Origin of the sequence: Tetzosporium hominis (assembly GCF_002265435.1) — a bacterium.
In the GTDB taxonomy this organism is placed as follows: domain Bacteria; phylum Bacillota; class Bacilli; order Bacillales_A; family Planococcaceae; genus Chryseomicrobium; species Chryseomicrobium hominis.
On sequence record NZ_NOKQ01000220.1, the window covers coordinates 214966 to 236167 of the forward strand.

At 47.8% G+C, this 21202-nt stretch carries 17 protein-coding genes and 1 riboswitch; of the genes, 16 read left to right on the forward strand and 1 reads right to left on the reverse strand.

What is annotated here, in order from left to right; translation table 11 throughout:
* The first annotated feature begins 21 nt into the window (after positions 1–21).
* The 16 genes from CF394_RS10715 to pyrG all read left to right on the forward strand — a co-directional run bounded on the left by CF394_RS10715 (position 22) and on the right by pyrG (position 20526).
* Positions 22–438: a YwiB family protein gene (locus CF394_RS10715; protein WP_094943577.1), complete on the forward strand. Its 417-nt coding sequence runs from the start codon at positions 22–24 to the stop codon at positions 436–438.
* A complete protein-coding gene (gene argS, locus CF394_RS10720; RefSeq protein ID WP_094943578.1) occupies positions 439–2103 on the forward strand; it encodes an arginine--tRNA ligase in 1665 nt (554 codons plus the stop codon). It abuts the gene before it with no gap.
* 4 nt (positions 2104–2107) lie between these two features.
* Positions 2108–2245, forward strand: a riboswitch (cobalamin riboswitch).
* A 128-nt stretch (positions 2246–2373) separates the two neighbouring features.
* Entirely contained in the window at positions 2374–3327 is a 954-nt protein-coding gene (locus CF394_RS10725) for an ABC transporter substrate-binding protein (protein WP_094943580.1), read from the forward strand.
* Positions 3320–4315: a FecCD family ABC transporter permease gene (locus CF394_RS10730; protein WP_094943581.1), complete on the forward strand. Its 996-nt coding sequence runs from the start codon at positions 3320–3322 to the stop codon at positions 4313–4315. The genes CF394_RS10725 and CF394_RS10730 overlap by 8 nt, the downstream gene beginning before the upstream one ends.
* Positions 4316–5779 carry an adenosylcobinamide amidohydrolase gene (locus tag CF394_RS10735; protein WP_094943583.1) on the forward strand — a complete coding sequence of 488 codons (1464 nt, stop codon included), beginning with the start codon at positions 4316–4318 and terminating at the stop codon, positions 5777–5779. It begins immediately after the preceding gene.
* Positions 5780–5782: 3 nt separating this feature from the next.
* On the forward strand, positions 5783–6355 hold the full coding sequence (locus CF394_RS10740; RefSeq protein WP_094943584.1) for a cob(I)yrinic acid a,c-diamide adenosyltransferase: 573 nt from the start codon (positions 5783–5785) through the stop codon (positions 6353–6355).
* A 333-nt stretch (positions 6356–6688) separates the two neighbouring features.
* Positions 6689–8848 carry a (Fe-S)-binding protein gene (locus CF394_RS10745; protein ID WP_094943586.1) on the forward strand — a complete coding sequence of 720 codons (2160 nt, stop codon included), beginning with the start codon at positions 6689–6691 and terminating at the stop codon, positions 8846–8848.
* A 169-nt stretch (positions 8849–9017) separates the two neighbouring features.
* A complete protein-coding gene (locus CF394_RS10750) occupies positions 9018–10211 on the forward strand; it encodes an acetyl-CoA C-acetyltransferase (protein ID WP_094943587.1) in 1194 nt (397 codons plus the stop codon).
* Between the two features lie 37 nt (positions 10212–10248).
* Positions 10249–11100 (forward strand): 3-hydroxybutyryl-CoA dehydrogenase, encoded by an 852-nt coding sequence (locus CF394_RS10755; RefSeq protein WP_094943589.1) that lies wholly within the window; start codon positions 10249–10251, stop codon positions 11098–11100.
* A gap of 12 nt (positions 11101–11112) precedes the next feature.
* Positions 11113–12249, forward strand: coding sequence for an acyl-CoA dehydrogenase (locus tag CF394_RS10760; protein ID WP_094943591.1), 1137 nt, complete (start codon positions 11113–11115; stop codon positions 12247–12249).
* Between the two features lie 20 nt (positions 12250–12269).
* Positions 12270–13409, forward strand: coding sequence for an acyl-CoA dehydrogenase (locus CF394_RS10765; RefSeq protein WP_094943592.1), 1140 nt, complete (start codon positions 12270–12272; stop codon positions 13407–13409).
* Positions 13410–14051 carry a TetR/AcrR family transcriptional regulator gene (locus CF394_RS10770; protein WP_094943594.1) on the forward strand — a complete coding sequence of 214 codons (642 nt, stop codon included), beginning with the start codon at positions 13410–13412 and terminating at the stop codon, positions 14049–14051.
* A complete protein-coding gene (gene icmF / locus CF394_RS10775) occupies positions 14052–17318 on the forward strand; it encodes a fused isobutyryl-CoA mutase/GTPase IcmF (RefSeq protein WP_094943595.1) in 3267 nt (1088 codons plus the stop codon).
* A gap of 650 nt (positions 17319–17968) precedes the next feature.
* Positions 17969–18130, forward strand: coding sequence for a hypothetical protein (locus CF394_RS15810; protein WP_165767535.1), 162 nt, complete (start codon positions 17969–17971; stop codon positions 18128–18130).
* Positions 18131–18198: 68 nt separating this feature from the next.
* The gene (gene rpoE, locus CF394_RS10785; protein ID WP_094943598.1) at positions 18199–18747 is read left to right on the forward strand and encodes a DNA-directed RNA polymerase subunit delta; all 549 of its coding nucleotides are present in this window, start codon (positions 18199–18201) and stop codon (positions 18745–18747) included.
* Between the two features lie 171 nt (positions 18748–18918).
* Positions 18919–20526 carry a CTP synthase gene (gene pyrG, locus CF394_RS10790; RefSeq protein ID WP_094943599.1) on the forward strand — a complete coding sequence of 536 codons (1608 nt, stop codon included), beginning with the start codon at positions 18919–18921 and terminating at the stop codon, positions 20524–20526.
* 42 nt (positions 20527–20568) lie between these two features.
* Here pyrG and CF394_RS10795 read toward each other — a convergent pair whose 3' ends face one another.
* Complete coding sequence (locus tag CF394_RS10795; RefSeq protein ID WP_094943600.1) at positions 20569–21087, reverse strand: DUF2529 family protein; 519 nt, start codon at positions 21085–21087, stop codon at positions 20569–20571.
* Positions 21088–21202: the final 115 nt, after the last annotated feature.

Here is a 21202-nt window from a genome sequence, read left to right on the forward strand (position 1 = left end):
CAAACGAAATGAGGGCTTGAGATGACCGAACAGGCAGGGATTCCGATTCAGCTGAAGATTGTGTCAACCTTCAAGCATCCCGGCACGAAAATGACGCAGGAATACCACCGTGCAACCGGCACGATGCACTATAGAGATGAAAAACGCTATCTTCGCTTTGAAGAAGTGACGGAAGAAGTCACGCAGACACTAGTGAAATTTGAGGGTTCGGGTGGGTTCATCCGGCGGCGCGGCGTCGCCGACATGCGCCTTGAATTTGAACTAGGAAAGCAAACCAAGGGACATTACAAAATGCATGGCCACACGATGCCACTAGAGGTTTACACGAACCGAATCATTCATTCGGTAGGCCATGACCGCATCGAATATGCCTTGTTTCAAGACAAACAAAAAATGGGCGATTATACCATCGACTATTACTATACGGAGGGCAACTAAATGAACGCTGTAGAACAACTGCAACAATCAATTAAAGACGCGCTGCAACAAGCGGTAGACGCAACAGGTCTTGCGGGAGATCAGACGGTCTCGATCCACCTTGAAGCACCACGTGACAAAGCGAACGGGGACTATGCAACAAACGTAGCGATGCAGCTAACAAAGATTGCGAAGCAGAACCCAAGAATGATCGCAGAAAAGATTCTTGAAAACTTGAAAACGGAAGGCACGCCAATCGAGTCGATTGAAATCGCGGGTCCTGGTTTCTTGAACATTCGCACGAGAAAAGATTACCTGCAACAAGTCGTCAACATGGCATTCACAGCGGGCTCTGCTTATGGACGTTCTGATGCGGGCGAAGGAGAAAAAGTTCAAGTCGAGTTCGTATCAGCCAACCCAACTGGAGACTTGCACCTAGGTCACGCACGTGGAGCCTCTGTAGGAGATTCTCTTTGCAACGTCCTTGATTTTGCAGGCTACGACGTGAGCCGTGAGTACTACATCAACGATGCAGGAAATCAGATCCACAACTTGGCCCTGTCACTCGAAGCGCGCTATTTCCAAGCACTAGGTCAAGAGCGCGACATGCCAGAAGACGGCTATCATGGTCAAGACATCAAAGACATCGCAGGTGAGCTTGCAGCAAACGATGGCGACAAATATGCATTGCTTTCAGACGAAGAGCGCTATGAATTCTTCCGCAGCTATGGCCTTCAAAAAGAACTAGAAAAACTACAGAACGACTTAGCAGACTTCCGAGTGAACTTTGACGTATGGTTCTCAGAGTCTTCGCTTTATAAGAACGGTAAGATTGATGTGGCACTCGACAAACTTCGTGCAAACGGCCATATTTACGAAGAAGAAGGCGCGACATGGTTCCGTTCGACAACATTTGGAGACGACAAAGACCGCGTCCTAATCAAACAAGATGGCAGCTACACGTACTTGACTCCAGACCTTGCGTACCACGAAGACAAGATAAACCGTGGCTTTGAAAAGCTGATTAATATCTGGGGAGCCGACCACCACGGGTATATCCCGCGTATGAAAGCAGCGATTCAAGCACTTGGCTATGACCGTGACACATTAGAAGTCAGCATCATTCAAATGGTTCAGCTATACAAAGACGGCGAAAAGATGAAGATGAGCAAACGTACGGGTAAAGCTGTGACGATGCGTGAGCTAGTAGAAGAAGTGGGGCTTGATGCTGTTCGTTACTTCTTCGGAATGCGTTCAGGCGATTCACATATGGACTTTGACCTAGACCTTGCCGTCTCGCAGTCAAACGAGAACCCAGTCTATTACGCACAATATGCACACGCACGTATTTGTTCAATCTTACGCGCTGCAGAAGAGCAGTCACTAGCTGCGTCTGTTGAGAACTTGCAGCTGTTGAACGATGAAAAAGAAGAAGACTTGATGAAAAAAATCGGAGACTTCCCACAAGTTGTGGCGGATGCAGCGAAGCTTCGCGCACCACACCGCGTGGCGACGTATATTCAAGAGCTTGCAGCGAACTTCCACAGCTTCTATAACGCTAACAAAGTGTTAGATCCAGAAGCACCGGAACTTTCAAGCGCTCGTCTTGCCCTCATTTCAGCAACGCGTCAGACGATTGAGAACGCACTGAAATTATTAGGGGTTTCCGCTCCAGAAAAAATGTAGTACGCTATACCTAATACAACAAGGTGCTCAAGTAACGGATTGCTTGAGGTAAAAGGGAAGCTGGTGAAAGTCCAGCGCGGTCCCGCCACTGTAAGCGACAACTGTCGTAAGCCAGGAAACCTGCCTTGTTGAATGCGCCGTGAACCTACGAGGATGGGGTGGTGTAAGTCGACTCTTTGTGTACGTTAGCCGATTTATACCTATTTCTACCCGTCTTTCCGTAGTGGAGAGGCGGGTTTTTTACATACACAGAAAAGAGGGACGGACACCATGAAAAAATGGCTAGGCAGTTTATTGATTGCACTACTCGTGCTTGCAGGTTGTAACGAACAAGAGGCAACACCTTCTGAGGAATCATCCCCTGAGACAGAACAAGGAACAGAATCTGGATTCCCCCTAACGGTTACGGACGCTGTCGGGAACGAAGTGACGATCGAAAAAGCACCGGATGCCATCGTTTCGATGATTCCAAGCAATACAGAAATCCTTTTCGCATTAGGTCTTGATGAAGAAGTGGTAGGAGTCAGCGATTACGACAATTACCCAGAAGCCGCTGCAACAAAAGAAAAAATTGGCGGGTTTGAATTTAACGTCGAAACGATTACAGCACTTCAACCGGATTTGATTTTGGCGCATGAATCTGCTTGGTCAACGGCAGAAGCAGGGCTTCAGCCATTAAAAGACGCTGGAGTTCCCATCTTTGTAGTAGACAATGCCATGAGTTTTGATGAGACATACGAAACGATTGAAGCCATCGGCGAAGTGACAGGTAAAGCTGAAGAAGCCGAAACACTTGTTGCAGATATGCAAAAACAAGTAGAAGAGATCGAAGCAAAATTAGCAGAGGTTGAAGACAAAAAGACGGTATTTATCGAGTCTTCAGGTGACCCAGAAATCTATACAGCTGGTCAAGGCACTTTGATGCAAGAGTTCTTAGACCGTATCAATGCTGAAAATGCAGTTGCCGACCAAGAGGGATGGTTGATGATGAACTCGGAAGAAATCGTCTCGCGCAATCCAGACGTCATCGTGTTGACATATAACTATATCGAAAATGCTGTAGACGCAGTGAAGGCTCGTCCAGGCTTTGATCAAGTGACAGCGGTTCAGCAAGACGCTGTCGTGCAAGTGAACGAAGACATCGTGACACGTCCAGGTCCACGCTTACCGCTTGCTCTTGAAGAGCTCGCAAAGGCAGTATATCCGGACTTGATGAATGATTAAACGGAAAGTGGGCTGGGTTGCATCGATTTTGCTGCTGCTCGCCTCTATCTGGCTCGGCATCTCTGTAGGTGCCGTCCAGATCCCGCTCAGTACGATATGGGGAGGGAGTGAGGATGCAACCGCCACGACGATTGTTTGGAACATTCGGATGCCGCGCGTGTTCCTCGCTGCCCTTGTCGGAGCCGCCCTCGCTGTTGCAGGAGCGGCTTTTCAAGCCCTACTGAAAAATCCGTTGGCAGACCCGTATACACTTGGAGTCTCTTCAGGAGCTTCAGTCGGTGCAGTCGCCACAATATTCTTTGGTATCTCATTACCAGTCATCGGTATGTACACATTGCCTCTACTGAGCATGATTGGTGCGATTGCAACACTGTTAATTGTTGTGTCTTTTGCACGAATGATCGATCGCTCACTTCGCATGGAAACAATCATTTTAACGGGAATCATCACGAGCTCCTTTTTCGGAGCGATGATTTCCTTGATGATTGCTTTAACTGGAGAGGAACTGCGTCAAATCATCGGTTGGTTACTAGGAAGCGTGGCGCTCCGAACATGGACACACGTCCAGATGATTGCCCCGTTTGTGGTGATTGCAGGGGCTTGGCTACTCGTTCGCGTTCGAGACTTGAATGCCCTGCAACTCGGTGAAGACCGCGCGCATCATTTAGGTGTAAACGTGTCTCGCGTGAAGAACGAAGTGCTTATTGCAGGCTCGATGTTGACGGGAGCAGCTGTTGCAGTCTCCGGAACGATCGGGTTTGTCGGTCTTGTCGTGCCGCATATGGTACGTCAATTGTTCGGTGCAGACAACCGGCACGTGCTGCCACTCAGTATGATCAACGGAGCTTCGCTACTCATTCTATGTGACCTTGTCGCGCGAACCATTATTGAACCGACCGAATTGCCTATCGGTGTCATGACGGCATTCATTGGGGCACCAGTATTTGCTTGGATTTTCTTCCGTCAACGCAGAAAGGGTGTGAAGTAGATGCTGAAAGTGAAAAACCTCACAGGAGGCTATCAGCACCCGGTTGTAAAAGACGTGTCGTTCGAAGTGAAGCCGGGTCAGATACTTGGCATCCTTGGGCCGAACGGAAGCGGAAAGTCGACGCTGCTCAAGATGGTCAGCGGGTTGCTTTCTTCGAGTCAAGGAACAGTCGAAATCGATGGCAAATCCATCACCGACTACCGACCAAAAGAGCTCGCTCGCAAGATGGCGGTGTTGCCACAGTTGCCTCCGCAAAGCTTTGGGATGACCGTAAAAGAAGCTGTGTCACTCGGTCGCTACCCGCACCAACAAGGGTTGTTCTCGAGCTGGAAGACAGCGGATGAAGAAGCGGTTATGGAAGCGATGCAGATCACGCAGGTCGTTCCGTATGCATTTCAAGAAATTACCACGCTTTCAGGTGGGGAACAACAGCGTGTGTTTGTCGCGCAGGCCCTCGCGCAACAAGCAGAACTGCTACTTCTCGACGAACCGACGAACCACTTAGATATTGCGCACCAGAAACAATTGTTAGACACCTTAAAGAATCATGTCCAGAAGCACCAGACCGCTGTGGTCACCGTGTTCCATGACATCAACTTGGCGTCGCTCTATTGTGACCACTTGTTGCTGCTGGAAAAAGGCCGAGTGTCCGCTTACGGAGAACCACATCAAGTGGTGGATAAAGCGATACTTGAAGATGTCTATGCGACGCGTCTAGATGTAGCGCCACACCCGGTGGAGCCGAAGCCTCAGATGACGCTGTTACCAGAAGATAGTGAAGAGGATGGGACCATCGTGCGAGCTACAGATATCCAAGTACTCGATGACGTCGTCTTGCTTCATACAGAACGCCCGATGCGAGTCGTATCATCAGCTGTGTTAAATCCAGGTTTTGGCTGGTATAGAACTCTCGTCAATCGCCAAGTCGAACCAACGTATAACGTCAACGATGTCACAACTGAAGTGAAACAATTTGCAGTGTCACGCGGCTGGATTCCTACAGAGACGGTCATGCAACTCACAGCCGTTGCTACAAAAGGAGCCGTCATCCGCGAATACGACGCACCTTTTGGATCGGTCGTCATCTTGGTCACTGCGGGAGTCGGGAATGCTCTAGACGTGTCCCGCGCACATGAAGTGCAGTCTTTGCCAGCGATTGGTACAATCAACACATGGATCCTCGTCAACGGTCACATGTCAGATGAGGCGTTCATCGAAGCCATGATGACCGCGACTGAAGCGAAGACGAAAGCACTGGCTGAAGAGCAGGTACTTGACCGCCGGACGCAGACTCTTGCAACAGGAACACCAACTGACAGTTTGGTTGTTGCTGCGACTCAGTCAGGAGAAGCGTTACCCTATGGGGGACCAATCACAGAGCTCGGAAAGGTTATCGGCAAAGGTGTTGTCGACTGTACACGCCAAGCCATTCGCCATTACCGCGATGCACAAAGGGAGGAATAACACATGAAAATCTACACGAAAACAGGGGATAAAGGACAGACCAGCTTGATCGGAGCTCGTGCGGATAAAGACGATCTACGAATCGAGACGTACGGTACGATCGACGAAGCGAACTCGTTCATTGGGAAGGCGGTCACGGAGCTAGACGCTGCAACGTTTGCAGACATCTTAGATGATTTGGAAGCGATTCAACACGAACTGTTTGATTGCGGAGGCGACTTAGCTGTTGTCACTAAAACACGTCACTACAAGATGACGGATGAGCCGATCGCCGTTCTTGAGAAACGCATCGATGAACTAATGGAAGAAGGTCCAGCTCTTGAGCGCTTTATCTTGCCAGGGGGCACACCTGCAGCTGCGACGCTTCACATCGCGCGCACTGTCGCACGCCGTGCGGAACGCCAAATGGTGAGCTTGATGAAAGAGCAGGAAGATGTTCCGGTTATCGTACAAAAATATTTGAATCGTTTATCGGATTACTTGTTCGCAGCAGCTCGCGTGGTCAATGCTCGTGCTGGCGTTCGTGATGTAGAGTATATTCGCGGTGCGAAAGTGTTCCATACGGATAAAGAATAGAAGTGTCGAGTCCCCTGATCAGCTGGTGCTGGTTGGGGGATTTTTTTGTTGGATTGGTTTCCATAAAACGAGTTGTGCCTTAACCGGCAGACACAATTACCAAACAGAATCAAATAGGGCTCGAACCTTCCAAAACAAGTACTGAATCGCCCGACACAATCACCGAATATACCCCACCAATCACCAATCTTCCACACGCACCAAACCTTTTTATTTTTCAGACTTGACTGAATGCTCATTCATTTTTATACTAAAACTAATACTTTCTTTCTTCGAAGTGCGTTGTTATGCTTACAAGTAAGATCGAATTTCATCCTAGAGGGGGAGAAGAAATTGAGTCCGTTACTAATTGCTAACTGGGTCTTATTCATTGCTGTAACTGGCTATGCCATTTACTTATTCGCATACTTGCTCAAAACGCGTTACCAGTTCATCAAGCTTGGTAAAAAAGTAGAGTTTGAAGACAACGTGAAAGAGCGTCTGCGCAAAATTGGGGTTTATGTATTTGGACAGAAAAAACTATTGAAGGATAAGAAAAGTGGAGCCATCCACGTCATGTTCTTCTACGGCTTTTTACTTGTTCAACTAGGGGCGATTGATTTCATTTGGAAAGGTTTGAAACCGGATTCACACTTGCCACTTGGGCCTTTGTATCCTGCGTTCACTTTCTTCACAGAAATCGTTACACTCGTTATTTTAATCGCTGTTGTATGGGCGTTCTATCGCCGATACGTTGAAAAATTAACTCGTTTGAAACGCGGATGGAAAAGTGGACTTGTTCTGATCTTCATCGGCGGACTCATGGTTTCTGTATTAATCGGAAACGGAATGAATATGATCTGGCACGACCATGCGGGAACGTGGACAGAGCCAGTCGCATCGTCAATCGCAACAGTATTCGGATTTATCGGACCAACAGCTGCAGCGGTCATTTTCTTCATCATGTGGTGGGCACACTTACTGTTCTTACTCACATTCTTAGTGTACGTACCACAATCGAAGCACTTCCACTTGATCACAGGACCAGCAAACGTCTATTTCCATCGCTTAGATAATGTCGGTCGCCTTCGTCCAATCAACTTCGACATCGAAGAAGACGAAGACAATCCGGAAGCAGAAGAAGAGATGCCATCCTTTGGGGTCGGTCGCATTGAAGACTTCACGCAAGCACAGATGATCGATTTCTACGCTTGTGTAGAATGTGGCCGCTGTACAAATATGTGTCCAGCTTCTGGTACTGGGAAGATGCTGTCTCCGATGGACTTGATCACGAAGCTTCGTGATCACCTGACGTTTACAGGAGCAGTCGAGACGAAACAAAAACCTTGGGTGCCTGCACTGGCATTCAGCGGCACAAAAGGAAACCAGTTAGCTATGGCTGCTGGAGCTGAAGGTGCTGTCATCGAAGATATCTACAGCCCGTCTCTAATTGGAGACGTCATCACAGAAGAAGAAATCTGGGCGTGTACAACATGCCGTAACTGTGAAGACCAATGTCCGGTTATGAACGAACACGTTGATAAAATCATCGACCTTCGTCGTTACTTAGTTATGACAGAAGGCCGCATGGACAAAGATGCTCAACGCGCGATGACGAACATCGAAAAGCAAGGGAATCCATGGGGACTTAACCGTAAAGAGAAAGAAAACTGGCGTGACGCACGTCCAGAGATCTCGATTCCAACTGTTAAAGAAGCAGAAAAATCAGGCGAAGGATTCGAGTATTTATTCTGGGTCGGTGCAATGGGTTCATTTGATAGCCGTTCGCAAAAAATCGCTCTAGCTTTCGCTCACTTGATGAACGAAGCAGGCGTCAAGTTCGCTATCTTAGGAAACAAAGAGAAAAACTCTGGAGACACACCACGTCGTCTCGGAAATGAGTTCTTGTTCCAAGAGCTTGCGCAAGCGAACATCAAAGAATTCGAAAAAGCAGGCGTTACGAAAATCGTTACGATTGATCCGCACGCTTATAACATCTTTAAAAATGAATACAGCGACTTCGGTTGGTCAGGTGAAGTTCTTCACCATACAGAAATGCTGTATGACTTAGTGAACCAAGGACGCTTAAAACCGCAACATGCGGTCAATGAGACGATCACGTTCCATGATTCTTGTTATTTAGGTCGTTACAACGATGTCTATGATCCACCACGCGAAATCTTAAAAGCCATCCCAGGCGTCAAGCTTGTTGAGATGGAGCGTAACCGTGAAACAGGAATGTGCTGTGGAGCCGGTGGAGGTATGATGTGGATGGAAGAGCACGTAGGAAACCGTGTCAACGTGGCTCGTACAGAGCAGGCGCTAGCTGTGAATCCATCTGTGATCTCTTCTGGTTGTCCGTACTGCTTGACGATGCTGTCTGACGGCACGAAAGCGAAAGAAGTAGAAGATACAGTCGGTACGTACGATGTGGCAGAACTTCTGGAGCTTGCGGTGTTTGGTGAAATGCAGCCTCCTACAACTGAAGAAGAAGTAGAGCCAGTCCTGCAGTAACTATTGCAATTTTATAGACAATTCGGTAAACTGGACGTAAGTGAAGGGAGTGTTTTGTGCACTCCCTTTCTTTACGGAACTAAACTGAGCGAGCGCTCGATAGCCTATATTTTTTTACGCATCATGAAAGCGATTACAACAAAACTTTTCTATAAAGGAGCTACCACTTATGACGAAAACAGCGATTCTTTCCGGCGCACGTACAGCCTTTGGAAAATTCAGCGGTGCACTTAGCCCACTTTCTGCATCAGATCTTGGAGGTCACGCGATTAAAGCGGCATTAGAACGCGCAGGTGTTCAACCAGATCAAGTCGACGAAGTCATCATGGGTACGGTGCTACAAGCAGGACAAGGTCAAATTCCGTCTCGCCAAGCAGCTCACAAAGCAGGAATCCCTTGGAACGTCAAAACAGAGACGATCAACAAAGTGTGTGCATCAGGTATGCGCAGTATCTCACTAGGTGACCAAATCATTCGCCTTGGAGAAGAGCACATCATCGTAGCGGGCGGAATGGAATCGATGTCCAATGCGCCTTACTATTTGCCAAAAGCTCGTGAAGGCTTCCGCATGGGGAATTCGCAAGTCATCGACGGCATGGTATACGATGGTCTTTCTTGTTCGTTTCATCCGAAGAACGTTCACATGGGAACGTACGGAAATTCTACAGCGGATGCATTCGAAATCTCGCGCGAAGAACAAGACAAATGGGCAGCTCGTTCGCATGAACGTGCACTTGTGGCAATTGAATCAGGCCGTTTTGAAGAAGAAATCACACCGATCGAAATTCCTCAGCGTAAAGGAGATCCAGTCGTCGTCAAAACAGACGAAGCTCCACGTCAAGGAACGACTACAGAGGTCTTGGCAAACTTGAAGCCTGTATTCGGTAAAGAAGGAACGATTACTGCTGGAAATGCACCTGGGGTCAACGACGGAGCGTGTGCGGTAGTCCTTGCTTCTGAACAAAAAGCACAAGAGCTTGGTGTGACACCACTAGGCTACATCGTTGGTCACGCAGAAGTAGGAGTAGCACCAGAAGAATTCCCACAAACACCGGGCCTTGTTATCAACATACTACTTGAAAAATACAACAAAACTATCGAAGACATCGATTTAATTGAAATCAACGAAGCTTTTGCAGCGGTCGCTCTAGTGAGCAATCAAATTGCAGGTCTAGATGCTGAAAAAGTAAACGTCAACGGCGGTGCAGTAGCACTAGGTCACCCAATCGGAGCGTCTGGCGCTCGTATCGTTTATACACTAGCAATCGAACTACAGAAGCGCGGAGGCGGACTTGGAATTGCAGCTATCTGTTCAGGTGGCGGCCAAGGAGATGCGGTATTAGTTGAAGTACCAAAACACTAATCTACAACGAATTTGAAAGAAAAGAGGGAAATCATTCATGGCTATTCAAAAAGTTCTCGTTATCGGGGCAGGGCAAATGGGTTCAGGAATCGCGCAGGTGTGCGCACAAGCAGGATTTGATGTAAAGCTTAACGACCGAGCAGAAGAGTTCTACGCACGTGGTCTTGCAACGATCACTAAAAACTTGTCTCGTGATGTCGAAAAAGGACGCAAGACAGAAGACGAGAAAAACGAGATTCTTGGACGCATCACAAAGTCACTAGATTTAAGTGATGCAAGTGACGTGGACATCGTCATCGAAGCGGCTGTTGAAAACATGGAAATCAAACAGCAGATCTTCAAGCAGCTGGATGAGATCACACCAAAACATGCAATCTTAGCTACAAACACATCGTCACTTCCAATCACAGAAATCGCAGCGGTCACAAACCGCCCTGAGCAAGTCATCGGGATGCACTTCATGAACCCTGTACCGGTCATGAAACTTGTCGAAATCATTCGCGGTCTAGCGACTTCAGACGAGGTCTACACAGAAATCGAAGAGATGACGAAGAAGCTCAGCAAAGTACCTGTAGAAGTGAACGACTTCCCGGGATTCGTCTCGAACCGCATTTTAATGCCGATGATCAACGAAGCGATCTATACGCTTTATGAAGGCGTGGCGACAAAAGAAGCGATTGACGACGTTATGAAGCTTGGAATGAACCATCCGATGGGACCACTTCAACTGGCAGACTTCATTGGTCTCGATACGTGTCTCTACATCATGGAAATCTTGCACGACGGCTTCGGTGACAGCAAATACCGTCCATGCCCACTGCTTCGTAAATACGTGAAGGCTGGCTGGCTCGGGAAGAAATCTGGTCGCGGATTCTACGTCTACGAATAAGGAGCGGTCCACATGGAATTACGATTTACTGAAGAACAAAATATGATGCGCAACATGGTGCGTGAATTCGCCAAAGAAAAGATCGCTCCGTTCATCGAACACATGGAAGCAGGAGAGTTTCCTCGCGAGATTATTAAAGAGATGGGCGAGCTTGGCTTGATGGGAATCACGATTCCTGAACAGTACGGCGGCGCAGAGATGGACTTCATGAGTTACATTATCGCTATCCACGAGCTGTCTAAAGTCTCCGCAACAGTGGGGGTTATTCTCTCTGTGCATACATCGGTCGGAACAAATCCGATCCTGTATTTCGGGACAGAAGAACAGAAGCAAAAATACGTACCGAAGCTTGCGAGTGGCGAGTATCTTGGTGCGTTCTGCTTAACAGAACCTTCAGCGGGTAGTGACGCAGGTTCTTTGAAGACACGCGCTGTGAAAGACGGGGACCACTACAAGTTGAACGGCTCGAAAGTGTTCATCACAAATGGGGGAGAAGCGGACGTCTACATCGTCTTCGCCAATACAGATCCTGAAAAAGGTTCACGTGGAATCTCCGCATTCATCGTAGAAAAAGACACGCCAGGCTTTATCGTCGGAAAAGACGAGCACAAAATGGGCTTGCACGGCTCTCGCACAGTGGAATTGACGTTTGAAGACATGCGTGTTCCGGCAGAGAACTTACTTGGCCAAGAAGGCGAAGGGTTCAAGATCGCGATGGCGAACTTAGATGTCGGCCGTATCGGAATCGCAGCTCAGGCCCTAGGTATCGCGGAAGCGGCTCTAGACGAAGCGGTTGCATACTCGAAAGAGCGCAAGCAGTTTGGCAAGCCAATCTCCTTCAACCAAGGAATCGGGTTCAAATTAGCGGACATGGCAACAGCAGTCGAAGCATCTCGTTTACTTGTATATAATGCAGCAAACTTGCGTCAACTAGGAAAACCATGTGGACAAGAAGCGTCTATGGCGAAACTGTTCGCATCGAAAACCGCAGTGGACGTGGCAATTGAGGCGGTCCAAGTATTCGGCGGTTACGGCTATACAGAAGAATATCCAGTGGAGCGCTTGTTCCGCGATGCAAAAATTACAGAAATTTACGAAGGTACGTCTGAAATTCAGCGCCTCGTAATCGGCAAACATCTAACTAACTAAACCAAAAGGCGGGAAATGAAATGAACTTTCAATTATCAGAAGAACATGAAATGATTCGTAAAATGGTACGCGACTTCGCAGAAAAAGAAGTGGCTCCAACAGCTGCAGAACGTGACGAAAATGAAAGCTTTGACCGTAAAATCTTTGACCAAATGGCGGAACTGGGTCTTGCAGGTATTCCTTGGCCGGAAGAGTACGGCGGAGCAGGAATGGACTACTTGGCATACGTAATCGCAGTAGAAGAATTATCACGCGTCTGTGCATCTACGGGAGTAACGCTTTCAGCGCACACATCTCTAGCGGGTTGGCCGGTATTCAAGTTCGGTACAGAAGAGCAAAAACAACAGTTCCTTCGCCCAATGGCAGAAGGCTCGAAAATCGGCGCTTACTGCTTAACGGAGCCAAACTCAGGATCTGATGCTGGTGGTATGAAAACGACTGCGAAGCTAGATGGCGACGACTACGTGATCAATGGTTCTAAGATCTTCATCACAAATGGTGGGATTGCGGACATCTATATCGTATTCGCAGTAACAGATCCAGAATCGAAGCACAAAGGAACGTCTGCATTCATTGTAGAAGCAAGCACACCAGGATTCTCAGTAGGGAAAAAAGAGAAGAAGCTCGGCATTCGTTCATCACCAACGACAGAAGTTATCTTTGACAACTGCCGCGTGCCAAAAGAGAACTTGCTTGGCGAAGAAGGCCAAGGCTTCATCATCGCGATGAAAACTTTGGACGGCGGTCGTAACGGAATCGCTGCACAAGCGGTCGGTATCGCGCAAGGCGCACTTGACGCTGCTGTCGGTTATGCAAAAGAGCGCGTTCAGTTTGGCAAGCCAATCACAGCGAACCAAGGGATCTCCTTCAAACTTGCAGACATGGCAACAGCAACAGAAGCATCTCGTCTGTTGACGTATCAAGCAGCATGGCTTGAGTCAAACAACTTACCATATGGTCAAGCATCTGCAATGGCGAAACTCATGGCAGGAGACACAGCAATGAAAGTCTCTACAGAAGCAGTTCAAGTCTTCGGTGGTTACGGCTACACGAAAGACTATCCGGTAGAACGCTTCATGCGCGATGCGAAAATTACACAAATCTATGAAGGTACGCAAGAGATCCAACGTCTCGTGATCTCGCGTAATCTGACAAAATAAATGACTGAGGGCAAGCACCTTGTCAAAACGTCCGTCAAAGACGAACAGCTGATTGCCAAGCGCCGTCAGCAAATGATCGGAGCGGGGGTCAGGCTCTTCAAAGAGAAGGGCTTCCACCGCACCACTACTCGGGAGATTGCCAAGCAAGCCGGATTCAGCATAGGCACGCTCTATGAATACATCCGTACGAAGGAAGACGTGCTCTACCTCGTCTGTGACAGCATCTATGATGAAGTATTTGAACGCATCGAATCTGTCGGTGCGAAAAACGGCACACTCGAAGAACTAGTATCCGCGATCCGCTATTACTATAGCGTCATCAACGATATGCAAGACGAGTTCGTCGTAATGTATCAAGAAACCAAGTCGCTTCCGAAAGAGGCGTTGTCTTACGTTCTTCAAAAAGAACAAGAGATGACGGAAATCTTCCGGGATATTCTATACAGCTGTGTCCAATCTGGGGCGCTCTCTTTGAGCGAACGAGAGATTGACCTTTATGCGCACTCAATATTTACACAGGGGCAGATGTGGGCGTATCGTCGCTGGGCACTTCATAAAAACTATTCAATCGATGAATTTACGGACCTGCAGGTGGCATTCATCTTGCGCGGTCTAGGGGCAACAACAAAGGGGGAACTGTAAGTGGTACAAGCGACACAAGTAGAAGTTTACCGTCCGACGAACCCGGTGCGTTTTGTGACAGCATCGAGTCTTTTTGACGGCCACGACGCATCAATCAACATCATGCGCCGAATACTACAAGCAAGCGGAGTCGAGGTTATTCACCTCGGTCACAACCGCTCGGTCGAAGAAGTCGTCAATGCGGCCATCCAAGAGGATGCGCAAGGTATTGCCATTTCGTCTTACCAGGGAGGACACGTTGAATACTTTAAATACATGAAAGATCTACTTGAAGAAAAAGGCGCTCCTCATATTCGCATCTACGGCGGGGGTGGAGGAGTTATCCTACCTAAAGAAATTAAAGACCTGCATGCATATGGAATCAGTGGCATCTTTTCTCCGGAAGACGGGCGTAAGCTCGGGCTTCAAGGCATGATCAACCGCATGATCGAAGAATGTGACGTGCCGACTCCTACAGAAGGAGCTCTTGCAAAGCTAGAGACAACTTCTGTAGAAACTCCTGAAACACTTGCTCGCCTGATCACAGTGGCGGAAGAAGCGACGCTGACAGGTTCTGAAGAAGCGAAGCAGCTAATCGAAGCGGCAAAAGGCAAATCAAAAGGCACGCCAGTCCTTGGTATCACAGGTACAGGGGGAGCTGGGAAAAGCTCGCTAACAGACGAATTGATTCGTCGTTTCTTGTCTGAATTTCCGGACAAGCGCGTGGCAATCTTATCAATCGATCCGACGAAACAAAAGACAGGCGGGGCACTTCTAGGTGACCGCATCCGCATGAACGCCATTTTCAACAAGCGTGTCTTCATGCGCTCTTTGGCTACACGTGGGTCTCGCACGGAACTTTCTGGCGCAATCAAAGACGTCCTTGATGTCGTGAAAGCGGCTGGGTACGACTTGATCATCGTCGAGACGAGCGGAATCGGACAAGGGGATGCGGAAATCACAACGATTTCAGACCTTTCGATGTATGTCATGACAAGTGAGTTCGGAGCACCTTCTCAGCTTGAGAAAATTGACATGATTGACTTCGCAGATTTGATCGTCATCAATAAGTTTGAGCGCAAAGGCTCTGAAGACGCCCTTCGCCAAGTGCAGAAGCAGTACCAGCGCAGCCGTGAGCTGTGGAACGACGATCTAGACAAAATGCCAGTGTACGGAACGATTGCAAGCCAGTTCAACGACAAAGGGACGAATTCTTTGTTCGCGGCACTCATTGCGAAAATCAATGAAGTGACAGGTTCTGAGTGGCTGACATCATACGAAGAATTCGCAAAAACGCAAAAACAGAACGTGATTATCCCGAATGACCGCCGTTACTATCTGCGTGAGTTGACGGACACAGTTCGTGGCTACCACGCGAAGACGGAGCAACAAGTGAACTTTGCCCGTCGCTTGTTCCAATTAGAAGGCGCACTTGCAGCTGTGAAAGAAGCAGGCAGCGAAGAAGCGCTAGTAAACTCGTTAGAGTCTCTAATTGAGGGCGTAAAAAATGAATTGAATGCCGAATCAAAACGTATTTTAGAGAACTGGGAAGCGTTGAAAGAAGCGTATTCTGGTGACGAGTTCGTTACAAAAGTTCGCGACAAAGAGATCCGCACGATTCTGCGTACGGAAAGCTTGTCAGGACTTAAGATTCCTAAAGTCGCATTACCAAAATTTAAAGACTACGGCGAGATCCTTCGCTGGGCTTATAAAGAAAACGTACCGGGCTCGTTCCCTTACACAGCTGGGGTATTCCCTTTCAAACGCGAAGGGGAAGATCCGAAGCGTCAATTCGCTGGAGAAGGAACACCGGAACGCACAAACCGTCGTTTCCACTACTTGTCAAAAGACGATACGGCAAAACGCCTATCGACTGCTTTTGACTCGGTAACACTTTATGGAGAAGATCCAGACCACCGTCCGGATATCTATGGGAAAGTAGGAGAGTCAGGTGTTAGCATCTGTACTCTAGAAGACATGAAGAAGCTGTATGACGGCTTTGACTTATGTGCACCATCGACTTCAGTCTCGATGACAATCAACGGTCCGGCACCGATTATTTTGGCGATGTTCATGAACACGGCAATCGACCAGCAAGTGAAGAAGCGCGAAGAAGAGCTTGGCCGCACATTGACGGTAGAAGAGTTCACTGAAGTACGCGAAGCAACTCTACAAGTGGTTCGTGGAACGGTACAGGCAGATATTTTGAAAGAAGACCAAGGTCAAAACACGTGTATTTTCTCAACAGAGTTTGCACTTCGTATGATGGGCGATATTCAGCAGTACTTCATCGACCACAAAGTGCGCAACTACTACTCGGTATCGATTTCTGGTTACCATATCGCAGAAGCGGGAGCGAACCCGATTTCTCAGCTCGCGTTCACGTTATCGAACGGTTTCACATATGTCGAGTACTACTTGAGCCGCGGCATGAACATCGACGACTTCGCACCGAACTTGTCGTTCTTCTTCTCGAACGGTCTGGATCCAGAATACACGGTCATCGGCCGCGTAGCACGTCGCATCTGGGCAGTTGCAATGCGCGAGAAATACGGCGCAAACGAGCGTTCACAGAAGCTGAAGTACCACGTTCAGACATCTGGTCGCAGCCTGCATGCTCAGGAAATCGACTTCAACGATATCCGCACGACGCTACAAGCCTTGATGGCACTGCAAGACAACTGTAACTCGCTTCACACGAATGCCTATGACGAAGCAATCACGACACCGACAGAAGAATCCGTTCGTCGCGCGATGGCGATTCAAATGATCATCACGAAAGAGCACGGCCTGTCAAAAAACGAGAACCCGCTTCAAGGAGCGTTCATCGTGGAAGAGTTGACAGACCTAGTCGAAGAAATGGTGCTTCAAGAGTTCGACCGCATGAACGATCGCGGCGGCGTCCTAGGTGCAATGGAAACTCAGTACCAACGCGGTAAGATTCAAGAAGAATCCATGCACTACGAAATGAAGAAACACACTGGCGAACTTCCGATCATTGGTGTGAACACGTATTTGAACCCGAACCCGGCTTCAGAAGAAGACATTGACAACATGGAAATCGCACGTGCTTCAAAAGAAGAAAAAGAAACACAGATTACCAACCTACGCAGCTTCCAACAGTCGCATGCAGACGCTTCTGAAGCGGCACTTGCTCGCTTGAAAGACGTCGCAAAAACTGGTGGCAACATTTTCGAAGAGTTAATGGAAACGGTTAAAGTCGCAAGTCTTGGCCAAATAACGAACGCTCTTTATGAAGTGGGCGGGCAGTATCGTAGAAACATGTAATCTTTAGATGTGGAGAACGCTGTTCTATAAATGCTAAAATCGTGCCTGACTTGGAGCTGTTTCCAAAAGGGCCGCGCCGAATCTTCCCAATCGCTTCACGGGTGAAGCGACACGGGTGATATCCGGCATCAACCTGATCCTTCAGGAAACAGCCCCAAGATCTACGGCACGCTTTTTCGCAACATGCTTTGCAGCTATTAGTATGGAGAGGGTGAAGGAAAAGATACGCGTTCCGTGGCTTCAGAGTGGTTTGAAGAACCCACAGCGGAGGCCAAAGCGCAAGCTTTGGTATGCCGCGAGGATTCTGATGGCCACTCCCACAGATAAGCGTGTCTTTTCCGAGCGCTCTCAGCAGAAATTCATGTGGATTTCTGGCGTTCGCAACTCGATAGTTATTAGATGTGGGGCGCCTGGTGACAGGCGCCTTTTCTCTTTGCCAGTTTCTGAGCAAGGCTGCTCACTTTTCTGATTGTCCAGTTGCAGGCGTTAGAAATACACGCAAAAACCATTCACCCCAACCGAGGCAAAGAGCGCCTCAATTGGCGCGCCTGATTTTTACGAGATTTCTGAGCGAACGCCTTCCACTTTTCTGATTGCACTCCCGTTATCAAAATAGTACGATAACTTTAATAGCCAAAGGAGGCCCACCCATGAAACAATTCATCGTCTGGCTTATCGTACTAATTCTTCTCTTCATCACAGCGTTCGTTTATAACGATCAAATCGGAGCGATTCCGCTGCTGATTTTGGCTTTCTTTTTATTCGCCGTGTGGTTCTACATTATCAAATCCAAAAAAAGAACGAAGAGATAGTGGAAATATTTTTGTAGAATGGGTACAATGAAAGGTATGCAAACGGACATAGAAAGGACGTTGACCGAATGAATTTTCGTGATATGACGAAAGAACAGCTGCAAGAAGAATCCTTAATCAACTTAGCATTCGCTATTTTAACAGACCGCCGCGAGGCTTTGGAGCTCCAAGATCTATTCCAAGCCATCCAAGACGTATCGGGCTATACAGATGAAGAAATGGAAAAAAAGAAATTACAATTCTACACAGACATGAACATCGATGGGCGCTTCTTGGCTACTTCAGAATACCAATGGGGTCTACGCGAGTGGTACCCAGTAGACACAATTGAAGAAGAGTCTGCACCAACGGTCAAAGTCCGTAAAAAGAAAGCCAAAGTTGTCGACGAAGATGAAGAGATCCTAGAAGACGAAGATGAGCTTCTTTATGATGAAGATGAAGAGCTTGAAGAATTGATCGAAGATGACGACGACGATGAGGACGAAGATGAAGTGCTTCTTCCTGTGGACGAAGACCTAATCGAAGACGAAGACGACGAAGAATTTGACCTGGTTGACGCTGAAGTGGAAGACGACGAAGACGAAGAAGATTTAGAGGACGAAGAAGAAGACCGCTAATTTCATTCTTGACTTCCCTGGCGAATCGCTATAAGATTTAACTGGGCTCTCAAAAAAGAGACGACATCCAATGTGCATAATGCGCTCCCCTGCACCGCAGCAGGAGGGCGCTTTTTTGTTTTTTTATTTTCAGCCACGGTACGGGCAATTTATAAATCAGGAGGACTTCACATGACAAAATATATTTTCGTAACAGGTGGCGTAGTTTCATCACTTGGTAAAGGGATCACGGCAGCATCACTGGGCCGTCTACTTAAAAACCGCGGACTCAACATCACGATCCAAAAGTTTGACCCATACATCAACATCGATCCAGGGACAATGAGCCCTTACCAGCACGGGGAAGTATTCGTTACAGATGACGGCGCAGAGACAGATCTAGATCTTGGTCACTACGAGCGTTTCATCGATATCAACTTAAACAAATACTCAAACATTACTACAGGGAAAGTCTACTCTTCGGTTCTTCGCAAAGAACGTCGCGGCGACTACAACGGCGGTACTGTACAAGTCATCCCGCACATTACAAACGAAATCAAAGAGCGCTTGTACCTCGCGGCTCGTGAAACACACGCAGATATCGTCATTACAGAAATCGGGGGAACAGTAGGGGATATCGAATCTCTTCCATTCCTAGAATCCATTCGTCAAATGAAGCGTGACGTTGGTAGCGAAAACGTGATGTATATCCACGTAACATTGCTACCATTCATCAGTGCTGCAGGCGAAATGAAAACAAAACCGACGCAACACTCTGTAAAAGAATTACGCTCACTTGGTATTCAACCAAACGTTATCGTGGTGCGTTCAGAAGCGCCAGTTCCACAAGACATGAAAGACAAGATTGCATTGTTCTGTGACATCAAACCTGAAGAAGTCATCGAAGCTTTAGATGCAGAATCTCTATACGAAATTCCACTTCACCTTCAAGAACAGCATCTAGATCAGATCGTTCTAGACCACTTCAAACTAGAAAACAAAGAAGCGGACATGAGCGACTGGAAAGAGCTTGTCTCTCTTGTAAAAGGCTTGTCTGGCAAAGTGAAAATTGGTCTAGTTGGTAAATATGTAGAGCTACCTGATGCATACATCTCAGTTGTAGAAGCATTGAAACACGCTGGCTACACATTCGATTCAGATATCGAAATCAAATGGATCAATGCAGAGCACCTCAATGACAGCAACGTACACGAATTGCTTTCTGACGTCGATGGAATCTTAGTTCCTGGTGGATTCGGAGACCGTGGAGTCGAAGGGAAAATCTTGGCTACTCAGTTCGCTCGTGAAAACCAAGTACCATTCTTAGGTATTTGTCTAGGGATGCAGCTTGCAACAGTCGAGTTCGCTCGTTCTATCCTGAAATTAGAAGGCGCGCACTCTACTGAGTTGAACCCGGAAACAAATCACGCGATCATCGATTTGTTACCAGAACAAAAAGACGTGGAGGACCTTGGTGGTACATTACGCCTTGGATTGTATCCATGTAAGTTGAAGCCAGGTACTAAAGCTCGTGAAGCTTATGGCGAAGATTTAGTATACGAGCGTCACCGTCACCGTTACGAGTTCAATAACGAGTTCCGTGAAGATTTCGAGAACCAAGGATTTGTGTTCTCTGGAACAAGCCCAGATGGTCGTCTAGTAGAGATCATCGAGCTTCCGGATCACCCGTTCTTCTTAGCTTCTCAGTTCCACCCAGAGTTTGTTTCACGTCCAACGCGTCCACAGCCGTTGTTCCGTGAATTCATTAAAGCTTCGGTGGAAGCACGCGACGCGAAGTAATACAAAAAAGGTCGGCGAGTTCACTACTCGTCGACCTTTTCTTTATTCTTCGTCCTCGTCCGTCATCTCACGAACGGCCATAAGGATGGCTTCATATACAAAGAGAGCAGCGAGAGCGTAAGGTAAGACGATCCGTTCGCCCGTATCTGTTGGAAGCAGCCCTTTATTGAAACCTAGCGCCACATACGTATACGCAAGCTCTGCAAGTGCATTGTCTTCCGTGTGTTTCTCTGGTGCTACAGCACTGAACGGGATGAAGGCGTCGCTTAGTTCTTTCGCAAGTTGGAGAGCCTCTTCATTAGCAGCAGATGGAGTGAGAATCAACACGCGGTCTGCAGAAGTTACCTCCGTTTCTTTCGTCCAGCGAGCCAGTCGTGGGAACAGTCCGGATGCTTCTGCGTTCGCATAAACGGCTTCCATTTCGCCAAAAGCAGCAAAATAGATCTTACCTTCGCCTACAGCAGCTTGAGCGACTAAACGTGCCGTTTCTTCAATGGCCTCTTCTTGAGAAGTCGCAATTCGTTGCAAGAGACCCACTAATTGAGTCGTTAACATTTTCATATGGTCGTTCACCTCAAGACACAGTATACAAACAGTCGTTTGGTCACGCAACTTTGTCGAAATGTTTTATAGGAAAAAGATTGAAATAAACTACCAAGAGATGGATAATGAGGAA